This is a genomic window from Mesorhizobium sp. P171375, from assembly GCF_057786075.1.
In genome coordinates, this window is sequence record NZ_JBYNWF010000001.1 from 3,401,848 (window position 1) to 3,425,593 (window position 23,746).

Here is a 23,746-nt window from a genome sequence, read left to right on the forward strand (position 1 = left end):
GTCGAGAAAGCGCTCAGCGACCAGGAAATGAGACGATCGAGGCGTTGGCTTTGGTTTCCGTGGTTAGCAGAGTGTTGATTGGTGCCCCATAAATTTTCGTCAAATCCGGCGCGAAACGGCGCGGTTGCTGACTTTGTATCCTTAACGAATTTCCGCGTTTACCTCTTGTTTTAGCTTTGTTTTCTCCAAATTAAGCACGCCATTTAACGACGAATTCAAGGCTCGGCTTCATTCTCGAAAGCATCGAAAGAGCGGCTCCCCAGGGGACACCGGGGGACAGAAAAGGCCCGCTCTCGGGAGCCAGACAGGGGACTAAAATGGCACGTTTTGAAATGCTTGAAGCCGGCTTCGGCGCCATGGGGGCAACTGCCCAGGCCGACATTCTTTTCGAACTGGGCATGATGTATGCGACCGGCCGCGATTGCGAGACCGATGTCGTTGCCGCCCACAAATGGTTCAACATCGCCGCCATCAAGGGCTCGATCCGCGCCGCCGAACTGCGCTCGGAACTGTCGGCCGCAATGTCCAAGGTCGAGATCGCCAGGGCGCTGCGCGAAGCCCGCGAATGGATGACCATGCACTGAGATCGGCGATCTCGAGCAGATATACGAAAGACAGGGAAGCTCCGGGATCAAGACCGCATAGACGGCCGGAACCGGTAGACAACAAGACCGCGACAAGACGGTCGACGACGAAAGACAAGAACGCGGCAGGCCGACACGGTCCCAGCCGTGCACAATGGGGACGGTGAGCAGGTTTTCGTGGCGCGGGGGCGCATGGGGACTGCTCTAAGAGCAAAAAGCCACGACCGGCCGGAACAAGGCTGGCGTGGCTTTTTGCGTTGATGAGGCCCAATCGAGTGGCGCCGATGCGCCTAGACAGGCCCAGTGAAGGATGAAATTGTCCCGCCTTCTGAAAGAAGCGCGGCCAGAGCGGCTGCGCGAGTGTGGGAGGAGTTCTATCACCATGAAAAAAATGGGTATTTTGAGCGCGGCCGTATTTGGCCTGATGATGAGCGCGCCGGTTGCCTTTGCCGATGATATCACCATTTCGGTGGTCGGCCCGATGACCGGACAGCTCGCCACGATCGGCGATCAGTTCAAGCAGGGCGCAACGGCAGCAGCCGACGCGATCAACGCCGCCGGCGGTGTCAACGGCTCGATGATCAAGCTCGACATCGAAGACGACCAGTGCGATCCCAAGCAGGCGGTTTCGGTGGCCAACCGGATCGTTGCCAACGGCGTCAAGTTTATTGACGGCCATGCCTGCTCGGGCTCCGCCATTCCGGCCTCCGCCGTCTATGCCGAAGCCGGCGCGCTGATGATGAGCCCGTCCGCCTCCAACCCCGAGCTGACCGACGCCGCCGCCAAGGCCGGTTGGCCGACAATCATGCGCCTTTACACGCGCGACGATGCGCAGGGCGCCTTCATGGGCCCATGGATCGCCAAGAAATATGCCGGCAAGAATGTCGTCATCCTGCATGACAAGAGCGCCTACGGCCAGGGCGTTGCCGATGCCGTTAAGGCGACGATGAATGCCGGCGGCCTCAAGGAAGTCGACTATGAAGGCATCAATGCCGGTGAGAAGGACTATTCGGCGCTCGTCACCAAGCTGAAGGACCTCAAGGCCGACGTCGTCTATTTCGGCGGCTATCACCCGGAAGCCGGGCTGATCCTGCGCCAGTCGGCCGAGCAGAGCGTCAAGTTCCAGCTGATCATGCCGGACTCGATCGCCACGCCGGAATTCTGGCAGGTCGCTGGCCCGGCCGGCGAAGGCACGATGTTCGTCTTCCCGTCGGACCCGCAGGCCAAGCCGGAAGCCAAGGACGCCATCGCCAAGATCAAGGCGGGCGGCTTCGTGCCGGAAGGCTTCACGCTTTTCTCCTACGCCGTCGTTCAGGCCTTTGCAGAGGGCGTCAAGCGCGCCGGAACCGACGATCCGGTCAAGGTCGCCGAAGCGCTGAAGAACGGCACGCCGTTCAGCACCGTGGTCGGCGAGGTTACCTTCGACGAGAAGGGCGACCTGAAGAACGCCAGCTACGACATCAACCAGTGGCATGACGGCAAATACGCGCCGATCGCGCAGTAATCGTCCGCATACTCATGAAATGGCCGGGCTTGTCCCGGTCATTTTTTGTTCGAGCCTCCAGCCGGCTATGCAGCCTCTTCAACGAAACGCACCAGCACGGTTCCGTCGGTGACCTGCGCGCCTTCCGCTGCAATCTCGGCGATGACGCCGTCATGGCTGGCCGAGATCGTGTGCTCCATCTTCATCGCTTCCAGGATCAGCAGAGGCTGGCCCTTGGTCACGGCTTCGCCCTTGGCCGCGCGCACCAGCTTGACCAGGCCGGGCATCGGCGCGCGCAGGCTGCCGGAAGCGGCGGCGGCTTCATCGGTTCGCGCCAGCGGATCCGGGACGAGGAAACTGTAGCCGACCGCGCCTTCAAACACGGTGACGTGGCCTGGCCAGCGCGCAAGGCGAGGGGCGGCGCGAAGATCGTGCGAGTTGACGCTGTCATAGGGCGCATCCAGCGCCACCTCGAAGCGCCCGTCCGGCCGCACTGAAACACGCGCCAGAATATCGTCCTCGCCATGGCGTAGCCGTGTGCGCTGCGCAACAGTGTGGAAATGCGCATAGCCGGCAAGCGACGACCACGGATCGTCCGATGGCGGCAACGCACCGGCGCCGGCCGCGGCAAGGGCTGCCGCGGCAACGATCTCGCCGCTCGGTGGGGCGACCGTGGTCAGCGCCTCCTGATGCCTGCCGATCAGGCCGGTATCGACGTCGCCGGCGGAAAAGTCGGTGTCGGCGGCAAGTGCCGCGAGAAAGGCTGTGTTGACGGTCGAGCCGGCAATCTCGGTCTGCGACAACGCAGTGCCGAGCGCGTCGAGCGCCGCTTGCCTGTCCTTGGCGTGGACCACCAGCTTGGCGATCATCGGATCGTAGAAGGGCGAGATCGCATCGCCGGCCCGCACGCCGGTCTCGATGCGCATCGTGGCGCCTTCGGGAGCGTTGTCGGGAAACGCCAGATGGTGCAGCGTGCCGGTCGCCGGCAGAAACCCTTTCGCCGCGTCCTCGGCATAGATGCGCGCCTCGAAGGCGTGGCCGGACAGCGTTATCTCGCTCTGCGTCTTCGGCAGCTTTTCGCCGCTGGCCACCCGCAGCTGCCACTCGACCAGGTCGGTGCCTGTGACCATTTCGGTAACGGGATGTTCGACCTGCAGGCGGGTGTTCATTTCCATGAACCAGAAGCGGTCGGCCTCCAGCCCTCGCGAGGCGTCGACGATAAATTCGATCGTCCCAGCGCCCGAATAGCTGATCGCCTTGGCGGCCTTGACCGCCGCTTCCGTCATCGCCTTGCGCAACGCCGGTGTCATGCCGGGTGCCGGCGCTTCCTCGATCACTTTCTGATGGCGCCGCTGCGCCGAGCAGTCGCGCTCAAAGAGATGCACGGCGTTGCCAAAATTGTCGCCGAACACCTGAACCTCGATGTGGCGCGGCTTGTCGACATATTTTTCCACCAGCACGCGGTCGTCGCCAAACGCGGCCTTGGCCTCGCGCCGTGCGCCCGACAATGCCTCGGAGAAATCGTCGGGATGCTCGACGCGGCGCATGCCCTTGCCACCGCCGCCGGCGCGCGCCTTGATCAGCACGGGATAGCCGATTTCGCGCGCCTTGGACGCCAGCAGCACGATCTCCTGCGCCTCGCCATGATAGCCCGGCACGACCGGCACGCCGGCCTTTTCCATCAGCCGTTTGGCTGCGTCCTTCAGACCCATCGCACGGATCGAGGCCGCCGAGGGGCCGATGAAGGTGAGCCCTGCCGCCACCACCTGATCGACGAAGTCGGGGTTTTCCGAGAGAAAGCCGTAGCCGGGGTGGATTGCCTCGGCGCCTGTCGCCAGCGCGGCCGAGACAATCTTGTCGCCGCGCAGATAGCTTTCGCCGACGGGAGAAGCGCCGATATGCACCGCCTCGTCGGCCATTTCGACATGCATGGCCTTGGCATCGGCGTCGGAATAGACGGCGACGGTGCGCACACCGAGCCTGCGCGCGGTGCGGATCACACGGCAGGCGATCTCGCCGCGATTGGCGATCAGGATCTTGGCGAACATGGAGCCTCCAGAGTTTGCCTCGGGCGGCGCCAGTCTGGCGGCCGCCGGCTTACTTCGACATCGCGATCGCGCAACCGCCGCTCGCTGTTTTGACCTTCCACCTGGTGAAGGCGCTCTGACAGGCACGCAATGCCATATCCTCCGCGGCCTTCTGCGAAGGCGCGTTCAGCTTCGCGCTGCAGAAAATGTGAAGATCGACTACGCGCGAATAGAACGTCGTGGCGTAGGCCGAATGGCCGCCCGCTGCGATATAGGCGAGATAGGCTTTGTAGCACGCTTCCTTCGGATCGAGCGACAAGGTCGGAGAAAACCGCTTGTCGCCGATCTTTCCCGCCAGCGATCCCGCAGCACCGCTGCTGGGTGCCGAGAATATTAGAAATCCCGCAAGTATCGAGACGGCCGCTTTGCGGTAATATTGCAGATACATTTCCAACCACCCCAAATTGCCCAATGCAGGACGAGTAATAGCGAATATTTTGTCCCCCCGCCAGTTCGGCGGTGGATATTGGCAATTGCCGGCAGCGAGGATCGTTCGGCGCCATGAAGTTCAGCGTTCCCCAACGCCAGCAACGGCCTGCCGGTATAGTTCGGCGGTCTGGTCGTCGAAGCAGCAGAAAACAACCGTCTCGGGCAGGACGTTCTGTTGCAGGAAGTCGCTTGCTGTGCCGACGGCAATGTCTGCCGCCTCATTCTTCGGATAACGGTAGATGCCGGTCGAGATCGCCGGAAACGCCACCGTCCGGCAATCATGAGTATGCGCAATTTCAAGCGACCGGCGGTAGCAGGAAGCGAGCAGTCCGGCTTCGCCCTTGCTGCCACCTTGCCAGACAGGTCCGACCGTGTGGATGATGTAGCGCGCCGGCAGCCTGTAGCCCTTTGTGAGCTTTGCATCACCGACCTTGCAGCCATTGAGCATCCGGCATTCGAATTCGAGCTCCGGGCCGGCCGCGCGGTGAATGGCGCCGTCGACGCCGCCGCCGCCAAGCAGCGAGGAATTGGCGGCATTGACGATGGCATCGACCGCAAGCCTGGTGATGTCGCCGGTGTGGATGCTGATGCGTTGGCCGAGCGTGCTCATCTCACATCCTGAACACGCCGAACTTCGTTTCTTCGATGTCGGCGTTGAGCGCGGCCGACAGGCTGAGCGCCAGCACCTCGCGTGTTTTCGCCGGATCGATGATGCCGTCGTCCCACAGCCGTGCCGAGGAATAAAGCGGATGGCCCTCATGCTCGTATTTCATCAGGATCGGCTTCTTGAATTTCGCTTCCTCGTCCGCGCTCCATTCACCGCCCTTGCGCTCGATGCCCTCGCGCTTGACCACCGCCAGCACGGTCGCTGCCTGTTCGCCGCCCATCACCGAAATGCGGGCGTTCGGCCACATCCACAGGAAGCGTGGCGAATAGGCGCGCCCGCACATGCCGTAATTGCCGGCGCCGAACGAACCGCCGATGATCATCGTCACCTTCGGCACGCGCGCGGTAGCGACCGCCATCACCAGCTTGGCGCCGTCCTTGGCGATGCCGCCGGCTTCGTACTTTCGCCCGACCATGAAGCCGGTGATGTTTTGCAGGAAGATCAACGGAATCTTGCGCTGGCAGCACAGCTCGATGAAATGCGCGCCCTTCAGCGCGCTTTCCGAAAACAGCACGCCATTGTTGGCGATGATGCCGACGGGCATGCCCTGGAGATGGGCAAAGCCGGTGACCAGCGTGGTGCCGTAATTCTGCTTGAACTCGTCGAACTCGGAGCCGTCGACGACGCGCGCAATCACCTCGCGCACATCATAGGGCTGGCGCAGATCGGTCGGCACGATGCCATAGAGTTCCCGAGCGTCGTAAAGTGGTGGCGTGGGCTTCTGTAAGGTCAGGCTTACACTCTTGCGCCGGTTGAGGTTTTTCACAATGCGCCGGCAGATGGCCAGCGCATGTTCGTCGTCCAGCGCGTAGTGGTCGGCGACACCGGACAACCTGGTGTGCACATCGGCGCCGCCCAGATCCTCGGCGCTGACGTCTTCGCCAGTGGCAGCTTTCACCAGCGGCGGGCCGCCGAGAAAAATGGTCGCCTGGTTGCGCACCATGATCGTCTCGTCCGACATTGCCGGCACATAGGCGCCGCCCGCCGTGCACGAACCCATGACGCAGGCGATCTGCGGGATGCCGGCCGCCGACATGTTGGCCTGGTTGTAGAAGATGCGGCCGAAATGCTCGCGGTCGGGAAACACCTCGTCCTGGTTGGGCAGATTGGCGCCGCCGCTGTCGACCAGATAGATGCAAGGCAGATTGTTCTGCAGCGCGATCTCCTGCGCCCGCAAATGCTTCTTCACCGTCAGCGGATAATAGGTCCCACCCTTCACCGTGGCGTCGTTGACGACAACCATCACCTCGGCGCCTTCGACACGGCCGACGCCCGCGATCATGCCGGCTGAGGAAATCTCCTCGCCATACATCGACCATGCCGCGAACTGGCCGATCTCGAGGAAGGGCGAGCCGGTGTCGAGCAATTGCGCCAGTCGCTCGCGCGGCAACAGCTTGCCGCGCGAAACATGGCGCTCGCGCGCCTCGTCCGAGCCACCGCGCTCGACGGAGGCGGCCTTGTCGGCGATGTCGACGACCAGTGCCCGCATGCGCTCCGAATTGGCGCGGAAGGTTTCGGAGGAGGGCGAGATCTGGGTTTGGAGTACGGCCATACTAAACGCCCTCCGCCATGATCTCGCGTCCGATCAGCCAGCGGCGGATTTCGCTGGTGCCGGCGCCGATCTCGTAGAGCTTGGCGTCGCGCAACAGCCGGCCGGTCGGATAGTCATTGATATAGCCGTTGCCGCCGAGCAGCTGGATGGCGTCGAGCGCCATCAGCGTCGCCTTCTCCGCCGCAAACAGCACGCAGCCGGCGGCGTCCTTGCGCGTCGTCTGGCCGCGATCGCAGGCAGCCGCCACTGCATAGACGTAGGCGCGCGCGGCGTTCATCGTCGAATACATGTCGGCCAGCTTGCCTTGCACCAGCTGGAACTCGCCGATCGGCTGGCCGAACTGCTTGCGCTCATGCACATAGGGGATCGCGACATCCAGGCACGCCGCCATCAGCCCGATCGGTCCGCCGGCAAGCACGGTACGCTCATAGTCGAGGCCGGACATCAGCACCTCGACGCCACGCCCTTCCTCATGCAGCACGTTGTCGTAGGGAACCTCGACATTGTCGAACACCAGTTCGCCGGTGTTGGAGCCGCGCATGCCAAGCTTGTCCAGCTTTTGCGCCGTCGAAAAGCCAGCCATCTTCTTTTCGACGATGAAGGCGGTGATGCCGCGCGATTTCCGCTCCGGATCGGTCTTGGCGTAGACCACCAGCGTTTCGGCGTCGGGACCGTTGGTGATCCACATCTTCGAGCCGTTGAGCACATAGCGGTCGTTGCGTTTTTCGGCGCGCAGCTTGAGCGAGACGACGTCGGAGCCGGCGCCGGATTCCGACATTGCCAGCGCGCCGACCTTTTCACCCGAGCACAGCGCCGGCAGATATTTCTCCTTCTGCGCCGGTGTCGCCCAGCGGTTGATCTGGTTGACGCAGAGGTTCGAATGGGCGCCGTAGGAGAGGCCGATCGAGGCCGAGGCACGGGAAATCTCTTCCACCGCGATCACGTGGGCGAGGTAGCCCATGCCGCTGCCGCCGAAATCGGGATCGGCGGTGATGCCGAGCAGGCCGAGCGCGCCGAGTTCTTTCCACAGATGCATGGGGAATTGATTGCTGCGGTCGATCTCGGCGGCAATCGGCGCTATTTTCTCCTGGGCAAAGCGCCGCACCAGGTCGCGCAGCGCCTCGATGTCTTCGTCATGCCCGAAGCTGAGCGTGTTCGTGTACATGCCGTTCCTCCCCGAAACCGATCTTCGCGCCAACCAGGCGCATTGTCATTGAAAGATATGTCGCCGTGACTTCAGCCATCGACAGCCGCTCGCCCGGCCGGAACCAGACGATGACGCCGGTCATCATCTGGATCAGCGCCATGGCGGTGAGCCCGGTGTCGTCGATGCTGAAGGTGCCGGCCTCCGCGCCGTCGCGCAGGATGGCGCGCAACTCCTTCTCATAGGCGGTGCGCATGCGCAGGATCTGCGTCAGCCGGTCATGCGAGAGGCTGCGCAATTCCATGTTCGAGACATGGGTGGAGTGGCGGCGCTCGATGTGGAAGGCGATGTGGTTTTCGACATAGGCGGCCAGCCGCGTCGTCGGATCGGCGGCATCGGGACGTGCGGCGTCCCAAGCTTTGATGAGCCCTTCCATATGCTCGCGCATCAGCGTGAACAGAAGGTCTTCCTTGGTCGGGAAATAGCGGTAGAGCGCGGCCGCCTGGACACCGACTTCGGCGGCGAGCTGGCGCATCGACATCGCTTCGTAGCCGAAGCGTGCGATCAGGCTGACCGCCGCCTCGCGGACTGCGGCTTCCGTCTTTTCACCGTCGGATCCGGTCGTGCGCGCCATGAATGCCTCCCAATAGGCGCCGATAATAAAACGAACGTTCAATTAATTCAAGAGAGCAATCCGGATCGTACCTTTAAACGATGATCCGAAAGTCGATGGGGACGTCGCGGAGTTCGAATTCCTCGGTCTCGACCTTTGAAACCGAAGCTCCGCTTGGTCCTTGCCGTAGCCGTTCGATCATTGTCGAAACCGCGGCATCGCCACCGGCAATCCAGGCCGTCACGGTGCCGTCCCGTTCATTGCGAACCCAACCTGCGAGGCCAAGCTCTATCGCTTCGCGTCGCGCCCACACCCGGTAGCCGACGCCTTGCACCTTGCCGTGGACGCGCGCCTGTACCGCCTTTTTCTGGTCATCCATCATCATCTCCCATGCACAGAGTCTGGCGCAGGATCGAACGAAAGCAAACAGGCTTGAACGGCTGGATTGTTGCTGGATCGACGGGAACCCGGCTCACACCTTCGAGATGAATGGCATCGTCCAGCAAATAGTTGACGAAATCAACTAATTCGATGAAGATCGGGCACTGCGGAAATCTTCTGGGAAAGGTGGCCGACATGCCAGCCGATCGAGATGCGTTGGTTGCCGAGATGCGCGGCTTCAACAGGTTCTACACGTGCCTGGTCGGGCTGCTCGATGAGACGCTGATGCAGAGCGCCTACACTTTGGTAGAAGCCAGGGTGCTGTTCGAACTCGGCCACCGGCCAGCTGACGTTTTTGCTGGCCCCGGCGGCGAATCGGGATTTTTGGCGAGGGCGTTCCATCTCGATCTTGCACCGGCTGCATCGGCCCTTGCCGGCGAACTCCAACTCCCGCCGGCCCACCTCATGCGGATCCTGCGAAAATTCACGGCCGCCGGCCTGATCGAACTGCGTGCCAACCCGGACGATCGGCGCCGGCGGATCCTGTCGCTGACGGCCCGGGGCAGTGCCGCGCTGGCCACACTTCAGGCAGCGGCGAATCGCGGCCTCGCCTGTCTGACCGCCGGCCTCGCCGATGATGAAGCCGCCGAGCTTTCGGAGGCGTTGAAACGGATCACGCGACTGCTCGGCGGTGCCAAAGACTCCGCTGACCGCCGACTGATGGCGGTCCGCTAGCGGATTCTGTCTAGAGTTCTTGCGGCGTTGGCCCGCCCCGCATGGCGGTCTAGTTCCCGCGCGCTGCCGCCAGCGCGCCGGGCAGTTCCTCGGCAAAGATGTCGAGCTCATGATCGAGGCCGACGCTGACCCGGATGCAGCGGTCGAGCCCTGGCGCCATAGGCTTGCGGATGAAGACGTCGCGAGACAACAGGTTTTGCAGCACCTTCAGCGCGAAGGCGCCGTCCTGGCCACAGTCTATGGTGACGAAATTGGTCGCTGACGGCAGCGGCTTCAGTCCGTTCGTCTCGGCAGTCCCGGCTATGCGTGTGCGCCCGGCAGCGACCCGAGCCGCCACGCTGCGCAGCCAGTCCTGATCGGCAAGCGCCTCGACGCCGGCGATCTGCGCCATGCGGCTGACGCCGTAATGGTTGCGGATCTTCTCGAAATCCCGGATCACCTCAGCCTCCGCCACCGCGTAACCGCAGCGAATGCCGGCCAGCCCGTAGGCCTTGGAGAAGGTGCGCATGCGGATGACATTGGGCCGCGCGACATCGATCGGCGGCAGTGCCGAGGCCGGCCCCAACTCGCCATAGGCCTCGTCGAGCACCAGCATGGTGGTTTCCGGCAAGGCTTCGATGAAGCGGGTAACCTCGCTTGCTTCCCACCAGCTGCCCATCGGATTGTCGGGATTGGAGAGATAGACCAGCGGCGCTTTTTCCCTGACGACCGCAGCCAGCAGGCCGTCCAGACTTTCCTTGTCGTTCTCGTAAGGCACCGTGACCAGTCGGCCGCCGACGCCGGCAATGTGGAAGTTGAATGTCGGGTAGGCGCCGAGCGAGGTGACCACCGCGTCGCCGGGCGCCGCATACATGCGCGCCACCAGGCTGAGCAGCCCGTCTATGCCTTCGCCCACCACCACGTTTTCGGCACTAACGCCGAGATGGCGGGCCGCGGCCTGCTTCAGATCGTAATTGTCGGGGTCGCAATACATCCACTGGTCACGCGCGACGCTCTCCATCCGGGCGATGACACGTGGCGAAGGGCCGAAACTGCTCTCATTGGCGCCGATGCGGGCACGAAACGGGCGGCCGCGCTCACGCTCCTGCGCCTCAGGACCGACAAACGGCACCGTAGAGGGAAGCGCGCCGACGAGCGGCGTGAGGGCAGGGCGCTGGCGCATCGCAAAGGCTCACTCGAAAAGGGCCTTCTTGCTAGCGTGCTGGGTCAGTTGGTGCAAGTTCTGACGCACCTGGAAATAGTGGCCAGGACACCTAAGACGAAATCGGCACAGGGCGCCACGGCTCTATGACCTAGCCGCCGGTTGAGCTTCCAGCTTCTGAAGGTCTGCACCGCAGCCCAATCACCCAATCACTACGGCGAAGGATGCTTCAAAAGAAAAACCCGGCGGTTGCCCGCCGGGTTCGATTTTGAGTCAGGCTCTGCCTGTTAGAACGAGCGCTGGAAGCGGAGGAGACCGCCGACGCTGCTCTTCTTGTCGGCGTTGGTGAAGTTGGAGAAGTCGGCGTCGTCGAACTTGCCTGCATTGAGGTAGTCGACTTCGGCTGTGACCGTGAAGCCGGGAACCACATCGTAGGCGATGTTCGCGGCGACGCCGAGGTTCTTCCAGTCGTCATATGACACCTGGAGGTTGAACGAGGTCTTCTCGTTGATGGTGTAAGTGCCACCACCCCAGAATGCCCAGTTGCCGCCCCACTGCTTGTAGAAGCCGCGGCCACCGGCGTCGATCGCGTAGTTCGGATCCGTCAAATTGTCGTCGGTGCCGTAGCCGCCCATGATGAAGAGCGACAGGTTCTGCATCGGGGTGATGTCCAAACGAACCTTGCCGGCGACTTCCTCATAGTTGCTGTCATAAGCGACGACGCCGGTGATGGCTCCCCAGCCCTGCGTGTACTTCACGCCGCCGACGACATGCGGAACGTAGCTGTCGATGGTGCCGACGGTGCCCGAGCCTTCTTCGAGCGAGACCACGGCCGAGAAACCGTTGCCGGCATCGAAGTAGTACTGGACGACGTTGGTGTCGAAATCGCCGTAAGGAACCAGCGTATCCTGGATGACGTTGCCGGCGTAGCCGATGAACGTATCGAAGGCCGATTCGTCCTTACCGACGCGAAGGCCACCGAGCTGGATCCAGGCGAAGTTCAGAGAAACGTTCTTGTTGCCGGCAGGGTTGGAGTTGAATTCATCTGCTTCCGTTGCCGGATCGTCTGCCGACGGGTAGCCGTTGCGGTTGCCGAAGTTGAAGCGGGTCTCGGTGTAGGTCTTCAAGGTGCCGAGTTCGGTTTCTTGGCCGGTCCAGGTCTTCAGCGTGAAACGGGCATTCTTGTAGAAGGTATCCTGCTCGTCGCCGTCCTTATGATCGAAGGACCTGGCACCATCGAACGAGCCGACGTCGCCGACGCCGATGTCGTAGCGGACATAGCCGCCGATGCGCAGGCAGGTTTCGGTGCCGGGGATGTAGAAGTAGCCCGAGCCGTAAACGTCGCAAATCTTGACGTATTCAGCCGGTTCCGGCTCGGCGACGACGACGGCGTCGGCGGCGCGCGCACCGGAAACTGCGATCAGGGCCGCAGCGGAGCCGAGAAGAAGGCTCTTGATGTTCATTTTCTGACCTCCAGTCAGAATCGGGAGTGGAGGTCCGTGAAAAGCGGGTCGTTGTTCTGCTTTTCTGTTTTATTCAAAGGGATGTGCATCCTTGGCAATCAGTTGGAGCTGTTCGCGAAAAACCGCTTGCTTGCGAACGCCTTGCCCGACCCGGTCTTGAAATATCGCTCGAGCTGCCGTGCGTTGGCCTCGGTTTCAACTCCGATATAGGCCTTCAAGACCACAGGCAGGTGAGCCTTTGTCGACGTCACATGGCCGGATCGGTGAGATTCGAATCGACGTCGAAGGTCATTTGACGATCCGACACAGACATCGCCGTTATGGAGCCGCAGGAAGTAGACGTACCACATGGTCCCCCTACGCTACTCCGTAGCTTCGGGCGACACTCCTACGTCCAAAATGCGGTTCCGGGTGGCCTGCCACCCGAAGCCCGCAGGGCGTAGGGTGGCGGAGAGGATGGGATTCGAACCCACGAGAAGCTTTTGACCTCTACTCCCTTAGCAGGGGAGCGCCTTCGACCACTCGGCCACCTCTCCGTTGCGCCGCTGGATAAAGAAAAGCGCCGGCACAATCAACAAGCCGGCGCCATTATCCGTGAAAAATCCGGATTCGGCCGCAGCAGCCCCTTTGCATACGGCAATTCTGCGGCAGCTCCTTGGCCAGCGAGTCGGCAACGGAGCCGCAATTTCGGCCGGCCATCGCCGGATTCGGCCGTATTGCGAGGCCGAGGCCAAGGCTTCCGGGCCCTTCGATGGTTAACGAGAGCTTTCTGACTGAGGCCAAATCGTGTCATTTGTGCAACAACGCCAGGGGATAGCACCCGGATAGGCCTTTTGCCGGTACGATCGTGGTTGAACGCCGCCGTCTCATGGGTAATGTCGAATTCGAAGGAGCGGCGCGGTGCGCATCTTTTTCGGTAGTGGGGATGGGGCAGGGAACGCTGTCCTTCAGCAAAGAATACCCAGACCCGTTTTTTAACTTTTGACTGGAGGTCAGAAAATGAACATCAAGAGCCTTCTTCTCGGCTCCGCTGCGGCCCTGATCGCAGTTTCCGGTGCGCGCGCCGCCGACGCCGTCGTCGTCGCCGAGCCGGAACCGGCTGAATACGTCAAGATTTGCGACGTTTACGGCTCGGGCTACTTCTACATCCCCGGCACCGAAACCTGCCTGCGCATCGGCGGCTATGTCCGCTACGACATTGGCGGCGGCGACGTCGGCTCGTTCGATGGTGCGACGTCCACCGATACTGAGGACGGCGGCAGCAACGACACCTGGTTCAAGCACGCCCGCTTCTCGCTGAAGACCTGGACCGGCCAGGAAACCGAACTCGGCACCTTGAAGACCTACACCGAGACCCGCTTCAACTTCCAGAACAACAACCGTGATTCGGGCGCAGTCGGTGAAGTCAACGCTGCCGGCAACGGCGACACCGTCTCGCTGAACTTCGCCTGGATCCAGCTCGGTGGTCTGCGCGTCGGTAAGGACGAATCGGCCTTCAATACGTTCATCGGCTACGCCGGCAACGTCATCCAGGATACGCTCGTTCCCTACGGCGATTTCGACACCAACGTCATCCAGTACTACTTCGACGCAGGCAACGGCTTCTCGGCCGTGATCTCTCTCGAAGAAGGCGCGGGCGACGGCACGGCCGGTTCCTACGGCGTGGGCACGATCGACAGCTACGTTCCGCATGTCGTCGGCGGCGTGAAGTACACGCAGGGCTGGGGCGCCATCACTGGCGTCGTCGCTTATGACAGCAACTATGAAGAAGTCGCCGGCAAGGTTCGTTTGGACATCACCCCGATGCAGAACCTGTCGCTCTTCATCATGGCTGGCTACGGCACCGACGACAACCTGACGGACCCGACCTACGCATTCCCGGCCGGCGGCCGCGGCTTCTACAAGCAGTGGGACGGCAACTGGGCAGTCTGGGGTGGTGGCACTTACACCATCAACGAGAAGACCTCGTTCAACGCCCAGGTCTCGTATGACGAAGGTGAGAACCTCGGCGTCGCCGCCAACATCGCTTACGATATTGTCCCGGGCCTGACGATCACGGCTGAAGTTGACTACGTCAATGCAGGCAAGATCGACGAGGTCGATACCCTTGGCTCGAACCACAACTGGACCGGTATTTCTGCTGGCGACGACGACGCCATCGGCGGCATGCTCCGCTTCCAGCGCTCGTTCTAAGGGCTGGCTTTAGACAGGTGAATACCAGCCCGGGCGCTTCAACGCCCGGGCTGTTTTGTTTCGTGACTGGGTCAAGACAAGCAGAAGGAACAGGGGGAATCGGCAGCTGAACAGTCCGTAGGGTGAGTTCGTGGGATCCGCTGATGGGCGGATGAATTCACAACTGCGTGATTAAATCTCTTGAAAGGACGCTTCCAAGCGGGTAGGTCTGACTCTATCCACTCGGGGGTGTGGCATTTGATGACCATCGAAGCGATACAAGAGGGTGATCCCTCCGAACATTTCTCAATGTTCTCTTCTCAAACCTCCAAGATAAAATACAGCTACAACAAGATCAGAGAAGTAAAGTCGCACCGGGTCGGAGAGCTTTTTTCAGCATACCGAGACATACTCTGGGATGATGGGCGGCATAAATACAATGTCAGCTCCTTCATCGGCGAAATAGACGAGATTCTCCTCGGAGAACGGTTCAGCGCCTTCGACCAGAGCACCCTGGACAACCTTATCGGCACCTTGCGCCAGCGCGGCAACAGCAACGCAACCATCAATCGAAAGATGGCTGCCCTCAGCAAACTGCTGCGCAAGGCTTACAAGATGGGGGATATCCACAGCCTGCCCGAGTTCCGCCGCCAGAAAGAGCGGGCGGGACGGATTCGTTTCCTCGAAAGGGACGAAGAGGCAAGGTTGTTCGCCGCCATCAAGAGCCGCAGCGAGGATGCCTACCGTCTCTCCGTCTTTCTCGTCGACACCGGCTGTCGCCTCGGCGAGGCACTCGGATTGATCTGGAACGACATCCAGGAACACCGCGTCTCGTTCTGGATTACCAAATCTGGCCGCAGCCGCACCATTCCGATGACCGAACGGGTCAAAGAGGTGATCAAGCTGCCACCCTCAGAGGGTCGCAGGCCCAAGGGTCCGTTCACCAAACTCAGCCAGGCACAATTTCGCGCCATCTGGAACGATGCCAAGGCCGAAGTCGGCCTCGGCGCCGACGACCAGGTCGTGCCGCATATATTGCGCCACACCTGCGCGTCGCGTTTGGTCCAGGGCGGCATCGACATCCGCCGCGTGCAGATGTGGCTCGGCCACCAGACGCTTTCGATGACCATGCGCTATGCGCACCTGGCCACCAACGATCTCGACGGTTGCGTCGTCGTGCTGGAAACGTCGCGCGGCGAGGGTTTGTCAGGCGAAAGCTCGGCCTTCGCATCGCCGCTGACCACGCCTTCAACGGCAGCGCCGACGCAAAAGGGCGCAGCGACCGCGGCGAAAGCGGTCAAGGCGCCCAGGAAAAGCTCGAAAGCCAAATAGTTCCGCCGAGCTTTCATATACTGAAAAGGTAACCCCAGGATCCTGTTTGATCTTGGGGATTACTTTGTTCGAGCTGTGTTTTCCGCCTTATCCAGGAAAGCTACGATGGCGCCGGGCAGATTGCCTGTCTCCAGGAAGGGGGCGTGGCCCTGGCCCTCGACGGTGATCGCTTCCAGGCCGGGATGGCGCTTGCCCATCTCTTCGAACGTCTCCACCGACAAAAGTTTCGAGTTGGCCCCGCGTATGGCAAGCAGCGGTATGGCCGCCAGCGCCTCGAACTGCGGCCACAAATCCGGCAACGGCTTGCTGGGGTCGAAGCCGGCCAGTGTCTCGACCAGCCGCGGATCGAAATCCGGCATCAGCCCCTGATCCGTCTCGCGATAGAGAGCCGACACCATCCGCTCCCAATCCGCCTCGGTCAGCGCAGGAAAATCCGCGCCATGAGCGCTGCGTTGGGCATCGATTGCCTCGGCGCGGCTCTTCGGCTTTGGTGCCGGATCGAGATAGGTGCGGATATGGGTGAGCCCCTCGGCCTCGATCACCGGGCCGATGTCGTTGAGCACAATGGCTTTCAGCACGGCTGGCCGCAGCGCGCCGAGCACATGGATGATCAGCCCGCCGCGCGACGTGCCGATGAAGGCCGCTTCCTCGACATTCAGAGCGGCTAGCCCGGCGAGGACGTCGCCGGCCTCGATGCCGACATTGTAGTGGCCGATTTCAGGATCGTAGGCCGACTGGCCACGGCCGCGATAGTCGAAGGCGATGACCCTGCGCGGATGGTTGGCCCGCCGCGACAGATAGAGCGCAAGCTCATGAAAGTCGCGCGCGTTGCGGGTCAGCCCAGGCAGGCAGACGACCGGCCATGTACCCGAGTTTGTCTCGCCATAGACGCGGGCGTGAAGCTTGAGCCCGTCCGGCGCGGTGTAGAAAAAGTCGGAAAAGCCGTCGCTGCTCGACATCTGAAGGGGCTCCCTGGTCGGATCGTCTCCGACTGCTACAGGTGAGGGCGGGGGTGGTCAAATCGGAGGTTGTCGGCAGGCTGACAAGCTTGGAAATGTCCGGAGGGACAGCGCCCCCCTCTGTCCTGCCGGACATCTCCCCCACGAGGGGGGAGATTGGCGGATCGGGTGCTGCGCCTTTTCCGCGACATTGGAGATGGGCGAAATCGAGGATGAAAGCTGATCTCCCCACTCGTGGGGGAGATGGCCGGCAGGCCAGAGGGGGGCGCGAAGGATCGCCAAATGTCTGCCTGAGGCGACAGCTCTGTCGCCTCAGCTCCGCCCGTTCACCAGGTCGCCGATAATGTCGTACTTGCCCGAAATGCGCATCTTGTAGACTTCGTAATTCTCCATCACGCGCTGAACGTAGCTTCTTGTTTCCGTGTAGGGAATCCGTTCGATCCAGTCGACGACCGCGTCGATGCCCTTGCCGCGCGGGTCGCCATATTTGGCTACCCATTGGCTGGCGCGGTTGGGGCCGGCATTGTAGCCGGCGAAGGTCAGCACATAGGAGCCGCCGAAGCGGTCGAGTTGCTCGCCGAGGAAGGCCGCGCCCAGGGTCGCATTGTAGCCGGCATCGCTGGTCAGCCGATCCTGCGAAAACGTTAGCCCGGCCTTCTTGGCCAATTGCTTTGCGGTGCCCGGCATCAGCTGCAGCAGGCCGCGCGCGCCGGCGCTGGAGACGGCGCCGACATTGAACTCGCTTTCCTGGCGGGCGATGGCATAGGCCAGCGCCTTGCCCGAGCCGGAAATGTCGGCGGTGTCGGGAATGACGCCCAGCGGGTGCGACAGCGCGCCGACATCGATGCCGCGCGCGCCGGCGATCTTGCCGACCTTCAGCGCCATGAAATGGTTGCCCTGCTTTTCCGCCAGCACGGCCAGCAGCGCCAGTTCGCCGGGGCTGGTCAACTGTCCGGCGAGGTCGCGGTAGAGCGTCTCGGCATAGCGGTCATAGCCCGCCTCCTGCAGCCGCTTGATGGCGCTGACCGCTTCGCGTCCGTCAAAGCTTTGGCGGTCTGCGGTGCTTGGCTCGGGATAGACGATGTTCAGCGTGCGCAGACCAACCCGTTCCGCCGCCAACTGCCCGTAGAAGGTGGTGCCATAGGCGGCCGCCTTGGTGAAATAGGTCTTCGCATCGCCGGGGCCACCGACTTCCGCCGCGCGGCCAAGCCAGTAATAGGCGCGCGACAGAGACATCGGCCCCTGCGCGAGGTCGGCGATGCGGGCAAAATGGGTCGAGGCCGTCGCGGGATCGTTGAGGCCGCGCAGCGCATACCAGCCGGCGTGGAATTCAGCCTCGGCGGCACTGACGGGGCTTTCGGCGGCATGCGCGGCAACGATCTTGTAGGCAGTCTTCCAGTCGCCCTGGTCGACCAGTGCGCGCGACAACACGCGGCGCTCGACCCACCAGGCATCGGGATCGACCAGCGCGTCACGATCGGTTGGCGCTTTCATCACCAATGCGGCGGCATCCGCAAACTTCCGCTGCTTGCGCAGATATTCGGCTTGCGCGAAGAAATAGCCGGCCGATTGCTGCGCCGCAGGCACTGCTTTCAACAGCTTGGCCGTGGTCTTGTCACCACGCGAGGCGGCGGCCCAGGCATCGGCCAGCGGTTGCGCGCCGGCAAGCGCTGCGACCCGCAGCGCTGAATTCTCCCGGTCGGCATAAAACATCCGTTCCATGCGGAAACGATGGTCGGCAGTCGGGATGATGGCGCCAAACTCTCTGATGACGGACGCCTCATCCTTCGCTTCCAGTTTCTCGGTGCGCCAGAACGGTGACAGCACCGAGAGCGCCGCTTTGATGTTGCCAAGCGCCACATAAGAGCGGGCCAGGATCACCACGCCTTCAAAGGTCAGCGGTTGGCTGCCGTCAAAGGCTTTCACCACGGTCTGCGGCGACGGGCTTTCGCGGTAGAGCGCGCGCTCGCTGTTCTTGCGCAAGGCGATGGTGCCTGGCCAGGTCGGCAACATCTTTGCGGTATCGGCAATCTCGCTGCTCGGCACACGGTCGCCGCCATAGAGCGCGATCGCCCAGGCAAGGATGTGGCGGTCCAGCGAATTGGCCGGCAATGTTTCGCGCACGGCGCGTGCCGCGGCAATATCGCCGGTCGCCAACGCGTCGAGACCGCCTTTCAACACGACGATACTGGCGGAGGGCGCCTCAGTCTGCGCGCCGTCCTGCAGGCCAGGCATCGGGATCGACGAGGTCGTCTGCTCATCGACGCTCTCGTTTGCAGCCGTCCCCGCTATCAGCAGGGCAACGGCGCCAAGCAATACGAAGCGGCGGGGCCGACTGGCCGGCATGATCCTGATCTTTCCCTGTTGCGGCACTTTAAATGGCAAGCCCAGGTGCCTGAGAGCCTAGACTTAGGTCGTGAAGAGCCCGTAAACAAAGGGTTATCGAGGCCGTTCGAATTGCGCTTGCTGGCACCATCGGCATGCTTGCCGCGCAACAGTGTCGAGACTATGGTGCGCGGCTTCGCTTTCGGCTAGAAGGCGCCGACGCTAAAACACACCAAGAAACCGAAAAGTCCCAAGGAGTTGGACGATATGCTGAGAGGCTCGCTTACTGCGCTCGTGACACCGTTCGAAAAGAGCGGGCGTTTCGACGAGAAAGCCTTTCGCGCTTTCGTCGAGTGGCAACTGGCAGAGGGCACCACGGGCCTCGTCCCGGTCGGCACCACCGGCGAGTCGCCGACGCTGTCGCACGACGAGCATCGCCATGTCGTCAAGGTCTGCATCGAGGTCGCCAAGGGCAGGGTGCCTGTCGTCGCCGGCGCCGGCTCCAACAACACCGCGGAAGCGGTCGGTCTGGTGCAGTATGCCGAGCAGGCGGGCGCCGACGCGGCTCTGGTCGTCACGCCCTATTACAACAAGCCGACGCAGCGCGGCCTCTACGAGCATTTCGCGGCCGTCGCCCGGGCGACCAGCCTGCCGATCATCATCTACAACATCCCGCCGCGCTCGGTGATCGACATGATGCCCGAAACGATGGGTCGGCTGGCGCACGACTTCAAGAACATCGTTGGCGTCAAGGATGCCACCGGCAAGGTCGAGCGTGTGTCCGAACAGCGCGCCACCTGTGGCAAGGATTTCATCCAGCTTTCGGGCGAGGATGCCTCCGCACTCGGCTTCAATGCCCATGGCGGCGTCGGCTGTATCTCGGTGACATCGAATGTCGCGCCCAGGCTGTGTGCCGAATTCCAGGAGGCCACGCTGTCCGGCGACAGCGCCAAGGCGCTGGAGTTGCAGGACCGTCTGCTGCCGCTGCACAAGGCGATCTTCCTCGAGCCCGGCCTGTGCGGCGTCAAATACGCGCTGTCGAAGATTGGCAAGGTCGAGAACGTTGTGCGCTCTCCGCTGGTGACGATCGAGGCATCGACCGCCGAGAAGATCGATGCGGCGATGAAGCACGCCGGCTTGATAAATTGAGGATGAGGCGCCACCTCTCCGCATCATGAATCAAGTCAGAAAAGCCGATCCCAACAACAAGACCGTTGCGGAAAACCGCAAGGCGCGGTTTTCCTATGAGGTGCTCGACACCGTCGAGGCCGGCCTGGTGCTGACCGGCACCGAGGTCAAGTCTTTGCGCCAGGGCCAGGCCAACATCCAGGACAGTTACGCCTCGGTCGAAGGCGGCGAGATCTGGCTGATCAATTCCTATCTGCCGGAATATCTGCAAGCCAACCGCTTCAACCATGAGCCGCGCCGGCGCCGAAAGCTGCTGCTCAACAAGCGCGAGATGGCAAAACTGTCACAAAGCATTGAGCGCGAAGGCATGACGCTGGTGCCGCTGAAGATTTATTTCAACGACCAGGGCCGCGCCAAGCTGCTGCTCGCCGTCGGCCGCGGCAAGAAACTGCACGACAAGCGCGAAACCGAAAAACAGCGCGACTGGTCGCGCGAGAAGGGCCGGCTTCTCAAAGAGCGGGGGTGAGGGGCCTCGGAGAATAGCCTTAGAAAAGCCAACGGTTTGGCCTTCAAGGGTTTCGACCAATCAGCCACGACGATGAACAGGGGATGGTCTTGAAGAACCGGATCATCCTTTGGTCTGCGGCCAGTCTGGTCATTGCCGGCCTCGTCGCGGCAGGCGGCTTCTTGTATTTCCAGACCTTCTCGCCGGATCGGGACAGCTATCCGGTCAGGGGCATCGACGTTTCCCATCATCAGCGCGAGATCGACTGGCGGCGCGTTGCGGCCGATGACGTCGCTTTCGCCATCATCAAGGCGACCGAGGGTGGCGACCATGTCGACGATGCCTTTGCCAAAAACCTGCGCGAGGCCCGTGCGGCCGGCCTTGCGGTCGGCGCCTACCACTTTTTCACCTTCTGCCGGCCAGGCGCCGACCAGGCGAAGAATTTCATTGCAGTGGTGCCGCACGACCAGCCGCTGCTGCCGCCGGTGGTCGACATCGAATTCGGCGGCAATTGTCCGCAGCGCCCATCGCCGCAACAGCTGGGCGCGGAACTCCAGGCCTTCCTCGGGCCGGTTGAAGCCGCGTTCGGCAAGCCGGCGATCATCTACCTGACCGACGAGGCTAAGGACGCCTATGCCGAACAGATAGCTGTGCGTCGGCGCTGGCTGCGCTCGCTGGCGATCAAACCGAGCGAGGACGGCTGGATCTACTGGCAGTACCACAATATGGGCCGCGTCGACGGCATCGAGGGCGATGTCGACCTCAATGTGCTGCAGGGCGGGCAGCAAACGCTGGCTGAGTTGTTTGCTCCATCTGCACAACCATCGCCATCGCCCTGAATCAGGCAGTCTTGGCCGCAGGTCTGGCAACAGCCGAATAGGCCATTCCAGCAGCCATGATCACGATGGCGGCGAACTGGGTGCCGGTCGGCGTTTCGCCGAGCACCGTCATGGCGATCAGGACAGTTGCGATCGGCACGCATGGCATGAACAGCGATGCCGTTTGCGACCCCAACTGTCGGACGACATAGGTGTAGAGGAACATGGCGGCCGCACCTGCCAAAAACCCTTGAATGACGATCTGGCTGGCGATCTCGGCCACTGATGCGGCGCGCAGCCCGCTCGGGGCAAAGAAATAGAGCAATGGCAGCGGCACGCATGACAGGAGCACGACCGTTGCGGTCGCCGTGACCGGATCGACGCGCCAGCGCCGCACGAGAACGGCATAGGCGGCAAACATTGCGCCCGACGCGATGAACAAAAGATCACCGAACAGGACATCCTTCACGCCGCTGCCGGGGCGCACCGGCGCGATGAAAAGGATCAGCCCGGCGATGATGGCGGCGACGCCGATGGTTCGCTGGCGCGAGGCTTTATCAGTCGTAGCCATGTGCGACAGCAAGAACGAGAAGAACACGATCGAGGCAGGGCAAAGTGCAGCGCCATGCGCGGCGGGCGCATAGGTCAGGCCCCAATTGATGATGATCGGGTAGGGCAGGCCGGCCAGCGCCGCCAGCGTCCAGGCACGTCTCCAGCCCAATGCCTTGATGGTCGCCAGGCCGCTTCTCCAGACGACCGGCAGCATGACCATGCCGGCGCCGATAAAGCGCAAGGTCGCGAGATCGGTCGCCGTCAGATGCTCCCGCAGGCTGAACCGGGCGGCGACGAACTGCAAGGCGTAAATGCCGATCATGGCCAGGCCGGCAAGAATTGCGGGCTTCGTGTTTCGGTCCTCTGCCGCGCGCATTCTCATCCCGTTGGATCCTGCCGGCGGAGGTTTCTTCCTCCAGCGGCTCTCGCTTAAAGCGCAGCCTATTGTTGAAAATGGTGCGACAAAATATGCTGTTTTCGCAATTGGGAAGTGAAAATCACACAACAGGGGCACTACGAACGTGAATCATGAATCCGATCAGCTTGATGCCATCGACCGCAGCCTGCTGCGGTTGCTGCAGGAGGACGGCCGCCGCACCACGCTCGATCTCGCAGCCCGAGTCGGCCTGTCGCCGACCGGCGCCAGCCAGCGGGTGAAGCGCCTGTTTCGTGACGGGTTCATCACTGCCGTCCGGGCCGTGCACAATCCGCAAAAGATCGGCCGGGGCACGCTCGTCTTCATCGAAGTCAGGCTCGACCAGGCAGCGCCGCATGTGTTCGACCGTTTCGCCGAGGCAGTGGCGAAAGCCCCCGAAGTGCTGGAGTGCCACATGGTCGTCGGCGGCTTCGACTATCTGGTGAAGGCGCGCATTTCCGAGATGGCCGCCTATCAGGATTTTTTGAAGCGCGTGATCCTGCCGCTGCCGGGTGTGCGGGAAACCCACACCTATGCGTCGATATCGGATGTGAAGCCGGACGCGCTGCTGCCGGTGTGAGACGACACTTGGCAGCCCTCAGCCCCGCAGGAAAGCGGCGATGTCGCTGAAAACCTTGACGAACATCGCCTCTGTCAAAACACCGGTGTTGGTGTTGTAGCGCGAGCAGTGATAGCTGGAAAACAGTGTAACAGCGCCGGCCTCGAGCTGGCCGCCATGCTTGAATGGATAGGCGGCGACGCGCTGGCCCAGCGCCCTGACCGTCGACTGGTGAGCGATCGAACCCAGCGCCAGCACTGCACGCAGCCTGGGGAAGCGCGCAATCGTCGGCACCAAAAAACTGCGGCAGGTGGCGATCTCAGCGCCGACCGGCCTGTTCTCTGGCGGCACGCAGCGCACCGCATTGGTGATCGCGGTGCCGACCAGCAGCAAGCCGTCATCGGGCCGCGCCTTGAACTCGCCGCGCGCAAAGCCGTGCGCAATCAGTGTGGAGTAGAGCAGGTCGCCGGCATAGTCGCCGGTGAAGGGCCGCCCGGTGCGGTTGGCGCCGCGCAGGCCGGGCGCCAGTCCGACGATCAGCAACTCGACGGCGCCGTCGCCTTCTGGCGGCAGGAAGGTCGGCACCGGCGCATTGAACCAGGACGGCTCGCGCTGCCGCCAGTCTGCGATGAAATCATGCAGGCGCGGGCAGAGCGGGCAGTCGCGGTCGGGTTCGGAAGCGGCGTTCAAGGCGACCGCTTC

The 23,746-nt window shown here is 62.4% G+C and carries 24 protein-coding genes and 1 tRNA gene; 9 read left to right on the plus strand and 16 right to left on the minus strand.

Translation table 11 applies throughout. From position 1 onward, the window contains the following. Nucleotides 1-317: 317 nt before the first annotated feature. Nucleotides 318-584: an SEL1-like repeat protein gene (locus tag ACYHH6_RS16240; protein ID WP_025583692.1), complete on the plus strand. Its 267-nt coding sequence runs from the start codon at nt 318-320 to the stop codon at nt 582-584. A 382-nt stretch (nt 585-966) separates the two neighbouring features. Continuing rightward, nucleotides 967-2,088 (plus strand): branched-chain amino acid ABC transporter substrate-binding protein, encoded by a 1,122-nt coding sequence (locus tag ACYHH6_RS16245; protein ID WP_112564223.1) that lies wholly within the window; start codon nt 967-969, stop codon nt 2,086-2,088. 65 nt (nt 2,089-2,153) lie between these two features. On the opposite strand, the gene ACYHH6_RS16250 is transcribed toward ACYHH6_RS16245, so the two are convergent. The 8 genes from ACYHH6_RS16250 to ACYHH6_RS16285 form a co-directional block, all read right to left on the minus strand. Next, nucleotides 2,154-4,115 (minus strand): acetyl/propionyl/methylcrotonyl-CoA carboxylase subunit alpha, encoded by a 1,962-nt coding sequence (locus tag ACYHH6_RS16250; RefSeq protein ID WP_352584921.1) that lies wholly within the window; start codon nt 4,113-4,115, stop codon nt 2,154-2,156. Nucleotides 4,116-4,164: 49 nt separating this feature from the next. After that, nucleotides 4,165-4,542 carry a hypothetical protein gene (locus ACYHH6_RS16255; protein WP_112564227.1) on the minus strand — a complete coding sequence of 126 codons (378 nt, stop codon included), beginning with the start codon at nt 4,540-4,542 and terminating at the stop codon, nt 4,165-4,167. A gap of 120 nt (nt 4,543-4,662) precedes the next feature. Continuing rightward, nucleotides 4,663-5,193: an O-acetyl-ADP-ribose deacetylase gene (locus ACYHH6_RS16260; RefSeq protein ID WP_352584922.1), complete on the minus strand. Its 531-nt coding sequence runs from the start codon at nt 5,191-5,193 to the stop codon at nt 4,663-4,665. Between the two features lies 1 nt (nt 5,194). Continuing rightward, entirely contained in the window at nt 5,195-6,802 is a 1,608-nt protein-coding gene (locus ACYHH6_RS16265; protein ID WP_352584924.1) for a carboxyl transferase domain-containing protein, read from the minus strand. A gap of 1 nt (nt 6,803) precedes the next feature. Continuing rightward, a complete protein-coding gene (locus ACYHH6_RS16270) occupies nt 6,804-7,967 on the minus strand; it encodes an isovaleryl-CoA dehydrogenase (RefSeq protein WP_352584925.1) in 1,164 nt (387 codons plus the stop codon). Then, nucleotides 7,936-8,580, minus strand: coding sequence for a TetR/AcrR family transcriptional regulator (locus ACYHH6_RS16275; protein ID WP_352584927.1), 645 nt, complete (start codon nt 8,578-8,580; stop codon nt 7,936-7,938). Before ACYHH6_RS16275 ends, ACYHH6_RS16270 begins: the two co-directional genes overlap by 32 nt. A 73-nt stretch (nt 8,581-8,653) precedes the next feature. Then, complete coding sequence (locus ACYHH6_RS16280) at nt 8,654-8,938, minus strand: acylphosphatase (RefSeq protein WP_352584929.1); 285 nt, start codon at nt 8,936-8,938, stop codon at nt 8,654-8,656. Next, complete coding sequence (locus ACYHH6_RS16285) at nt 8,931-9,137, minus strand: hypothetical protein (RefSeq protein WP_488500445.1); 207 nt, start codon at nt 9,135-9,137, stop codon at nt 8,931-8,933. Before ACYHH6_RS16285 ends, ACYHH6_RS16280 begins: the two co-directional genes overlap by 8 nt. Between ACYHH6_RS16285 and ACYHH6_RS16290 the strand changes: the two genes are divergently transcribed. After that, complete coding sequence (locus ACYHH6_RS16290) at nt 9,136-9,675, plus strand: MarR family winged helix-turn-helix transcriptional regulator (protein ID WP_488500514.1); 540 nt, start codon at nt 9,136-9,138, stop codon at nt 9,673-9,675. The two genes, ACYHH6_RS16285 and ACYHH6_RS16290, sit on opposite strands and share 2 nt — an antisense overlap. A gap of 49 nt (nt 9,676-9,724) precedes the next feature. Here ACYHH6_RS16290 and ACYHH6_RS16295 read toward each other — a convergent pair whose 3' ends face one another. From ACYHH6_RS16295 to ACYHH6_RS16310, 4 genes are all read right to left on the minus strand, one after another. After that, nucleotides 9,725-10,837, minus strand: a complete 1,113-nt coding sequence (locus ACYHH6_RS16295; protein ID WP_352584932.1) for a pyridoxal phosphate-dependent aminotransferase — start codon at nt 10,835-10,837, stop codon at nt 9,725-9,727. 266 nt (nt 10,838-11,103) lie between these two features. Beyond that, complete coding sequence (locus tag ACYHH6_RS16300; protein WP_203278052.1) at nt 11,104-12,279, minus strand: porin; 1,176 nt, start codon at nt 12,277-12,279, stop codon at nt 11,104-11,106. A 98-nt stretch (nt 12,280-12,377) separates the two neighbouring features. Beyond that, nucleotides 12,378-12,629 carry a GIY-YIG nuclease family protein gene (locus tag ACYHH6_RS16305; protein WP_352584934.1) on the minus strand — a complete coding sequence of 84 codons (252 nt, stop codon included), beginning with the start codon at nt 12,627-12,629 and terminating at the stop codon, nt 12,378-12,380. 95 nt (nt 12,630-12,724) lie between these two features. Further along, a tRNA-Ser gene (locus ACYHH6_RS16310) sits at nt 12,725-12,815 on the minus strand. Nucleotides 12,816-13,278: 463 nt separating this feature from the next. On the opposite strand from ACYHH6_RS16310, the gene ACYHH6_RS16315 reads away from it, so the two are divergent. Together ACYHH6_RS16315 and ACYHH6_RS16320 are read left to right on the plus strand one after the other, a co-directional pair. After that, complete coding sequence (locus ACYHH6_RS16315) at nt 13,279-14,472, plus strand: porin (protein ID WP_352584936.1); 1,194 nt, start codon at nt 13,279-13,281, stop codon at nt 14,470-14,472. 288 nt (nt 14,473-14,760) lie between these two features. Next, on the plus strand, nt 14,761-15,783 hold the full coding sequence (locus tag ACYHH6_RS16320) for a tyrosine-type recombinase/integrase (RefSeq protein WP_352585239.1): 1,023 nt from the start codon (nt 14,761-14,763) through the stop codon (nt 15,781-15,783). 59 nt (nt 15,784-15,842) lie between these two features. Here ACYHH6_RS16320 and ACYHH6_RS16325 read toward each other — a convergent pair whose 3' ends face one another. Together ACYHH6_RS16325 and ACYHH6_RS16330 are read right to left on the minus strand one after the other, a co-directional pair. Next, nucleotides 15,843-16,742 carry an alpha/beta fold hydrolase gene (locus ACYHH6_RS16325; protein WP_352584937.1) on the minus strand — a complete coding sequence of 300 codons (900 nt, stop codon included), beginning with the start codon at nt 16,740-16,742 and terminating at the stop codon, nt 15,843-15,845. Between the two features lie 312 nt (nt 16,743-17,054). Continuing rightward, nucleotides 17,055-19,088, minus strand: a complete 2,034-nt coding sequence (locus tag ACYHH6_RS16330; RefSeq protein WP_352584939.1) for a lytic transglycosylase domain-containing protein — start codon at nt 19,086-19,088, stop codon at nt 17,055-17,057. A 246-nt stretch (nt 19,089-19,334) separates the two neighbouring features. Between ACYHH6_RS16330 and dapA the strand changes: the two genes are divergently transcribed. The 3 genes from dapA (at nt 19,335) to ACYHH6_RS16345 (ending at nt 21,539) form a co-directional block, all read left to right on the plus strand. Further along, on the plus strand, nt 19,335-20,216 hold the full coding sequence (dapA, locus tag ACYHH6_RS16335) for a 4-hydroxy-tetrahydrodipicolinate synthase (RefSeq protein ID WP_352584941.1): 882 nt from the start codon (nt 19,335-19,337) through the stop codon (nt 20,214-20,216). 25 nt (nt 20,217-20,241) lie between these two features. Then, complete coding sequence (gene smpB, locus ACYHH6_RS16340) at nt 20,242-20,721, plus strand: SsrA-binding protein SmpB (RefSeq protein WP_025583626.1); 480 nt, start codon at nt 20,242-20,244, stop codon at nt 20,719-20,721. An 89-nt stretch (nt 20,722-20,810) separates the two neighbouring features. Beyond that, nucleotides 20,811-21,539, plus strand: coding sequence for a glycoside hydrolase family 25 protein (locus tag ACYHH6_RS16345; RefSeq protein ID WP_352584943.1), 729 nt, complete (start codon nt 20,811-20,813; stop codon nt 21,537-21,539). Nucleotide 21,540: 1 nt separating this feature from the next. On the opposite strand, the gene ACYHH6_RS16350 is transcribed toward ACYHH6_RS16345, so the two are convergent. Beyond that, nucleotides 21,541-22,446, minus strand: a complete 906-nt coding sequence (locus ACYHH6_RS16350) for a DMT family transporter (protein WP_352584945.1) — start codon at nt 22,444-22,446, stop codon at nt 21,541-21,543. Between the two features lie 145 nt (nt 22,447-22,591). Here ACYHH6_RS16350 and ACYHH6_RS16355 point away from each other — a divergent pair, with 145 nt between their 5' ends. Further along, nucleotides 22,592-23,065 (plus strand): Lrp/AsnC family transcriptional regulator, encoded by a 474-nt coding sequence (locus ACYHH6_RS16355; RefSeq protein ID WP_352584947.1) that lies wholly within the window; start codon nt 22,592-22,594, stop codon nt 23,063-23,065. Between the two features lie 18 nt (nt 23,066-23,083). On the opposite strand, the gene ACYHH6_RS16360 is transcribed toward ACYHH6_RS16355, so the two are convergent. After that, nucleotides 23,084-23,734, minus strand: coding sequence for a uracil-DNA glycosylase (locus ACYHH6_RS16360; RefSeq protein WP_352584949.1), 651 nt, complete (start codon nt 23,732-23,734; stop codon nt 23,084-23,086). Nucleotides 23,735-23,746: the final 12 nt, after the last annotated feature.

Coding starts and splice junctions, on each gene's coding strand:
- ACYHH6_RS16250 (WP_352584921.1), bottom strand. CDS start 4,115: ATGTTCGCCAAGATCCTGATCGCCAATCGCGGCGAGATCGCCTGCCGT.
- ACYHH6_RS16275 (WP_352584927.1), bottom strand. CDS start 8,580: ATGGCGCGCACGACCGGATCCGACGGTGAAAAGACGGAAGCCGCAGTC.
- ACYHH6_RS16330 (WP_352584939.1), bottom strand. CDS start 19,088: ATGCCGGCCAGTCGGCCCCGCCGCTTCGTATTGCTTGGCGCCGTTGCC.
- ACYHH6_RS16300 (WP_203278052.1), bottom strand. CDS start 12,279: ATGAACATCAAGAGCCTTCTTCTCGGCTCCGCTGCGGCCCTGATCGCA.
- smpB (WP_025583626.1), top strand. CDS start 20,242: ATGAATCAAGTCAGAAAAGCCGATCCCAACAACAAGACCGTTGCGGAA.
- ACYHH6_RS16285 (WP_488500445.1), bottom strand. CDS start 9,137: ATGTCGGCCACCTTTCCCAGAAGATTTCCGCAGTGCCCGATCTTCATC.
- ACYHH6_RS16260 (WP_352584922.1), bottom strand. CDS start 5,193: ATGAGCACGCTCGGCCAACGCATCAGCATCCACACCGGCGACATCACC.
- ACYHH6_RS16245 (WP_112564223.1), top strand. CDS start 967: ATGAAAAAAATGGGTATTTTGAGCGCGGCCGTATTTGGCCTGATGATG.
- dapA (WP_352584941.1), top strand. CDS start 19,335: ATGCTGAGAGGCTCGCTTACTGCGCTCGTGACACCGTTCGAAAAGAGC.
- ACYHH6_RS16280 (WP_352584929.1), bottom strand. CDS start 8,938: ATGGATGACCAGAAAAAGGCGGTACAGGCGCGCGTCCACGGCAAGGTG.
- ACYHH6_RS16265 (WP_352584924.1), bottom strand. CDS start 6,802: ATGGCCGTACTCCAAACCCAGATCTCGCCCTCCTCCGAAACCTTCCGC.
- ACYHH6_RS16320 (WP_352585239.1), top strand. CDS start 14,761: ATGTTCTCTTCTCAAACCTCCAAGATAAAATACAGCTACAACAAGATC.
- ACYHH6_RS16315 (WP_352584936.1), top strand. CDS start 13,279: ATGAACATCAAGAGCCTTCTTCTCGGCTCCGCTGCGGCCCTGATCGCA.
- ACYHH6_RS16295 (WP_352584932.1), bottom strand. CDS start 10,837: ATGCGCCAGCGCCCTGCCCTCACGCCGCTCGTCGGCGCGCTTCCCTCT.
- ACYHH6_RS16305 (WP_352584934.1), bottom strand. CDS start 12,629: ATGTGGTACGTCTACTTCCTGCGGCTCCATAACGGCGATGTCTGTGTC.
- ACYHH6_RS16270 (WP_352584925.1), bottom strand. CDS start 7,967: ATGTACACGAACACGCTCAGCTTCGGGCATGACGAAGACATCGAGGCG.
- ACYHH6_RS16290 (WP_488500514.1), top strand. CDS start 9,136: ATGCCAGCCGATCGAGATGCGTTGGTTGCCGAGATGCGCGGCTTCAAC.
- ACYHH6_RS16240 (WP_025583692.1), top strand. CDS start 318: ATGGCACGTTTTGAAATGCTTGAAGCCGGCTTCGGCGCCATGGGGGCA.
- ACYHH6_RS16325 (WP_352584937.1), bottom strand. CDS start 16,742: ATGTCGAGCAGCGACGGCTTTTCCGACTTTTTCTACACCGCGCCGGAC.
- ACYHH6_RS16350 (WP_352584945.1), bottom strand. CDS start 22,446: ATGCGCGCGGCAGAGGACCGAAACACGAAGCCCGCAATTCTTGCCGGC.
- ACYHH6_RS16255 (WP_112564227.1), bottom strand. CDS start 4,542: ATGTATCTGCAATATTACCGCAAAGCGGCCGTCTCGATACTTGCGGGA.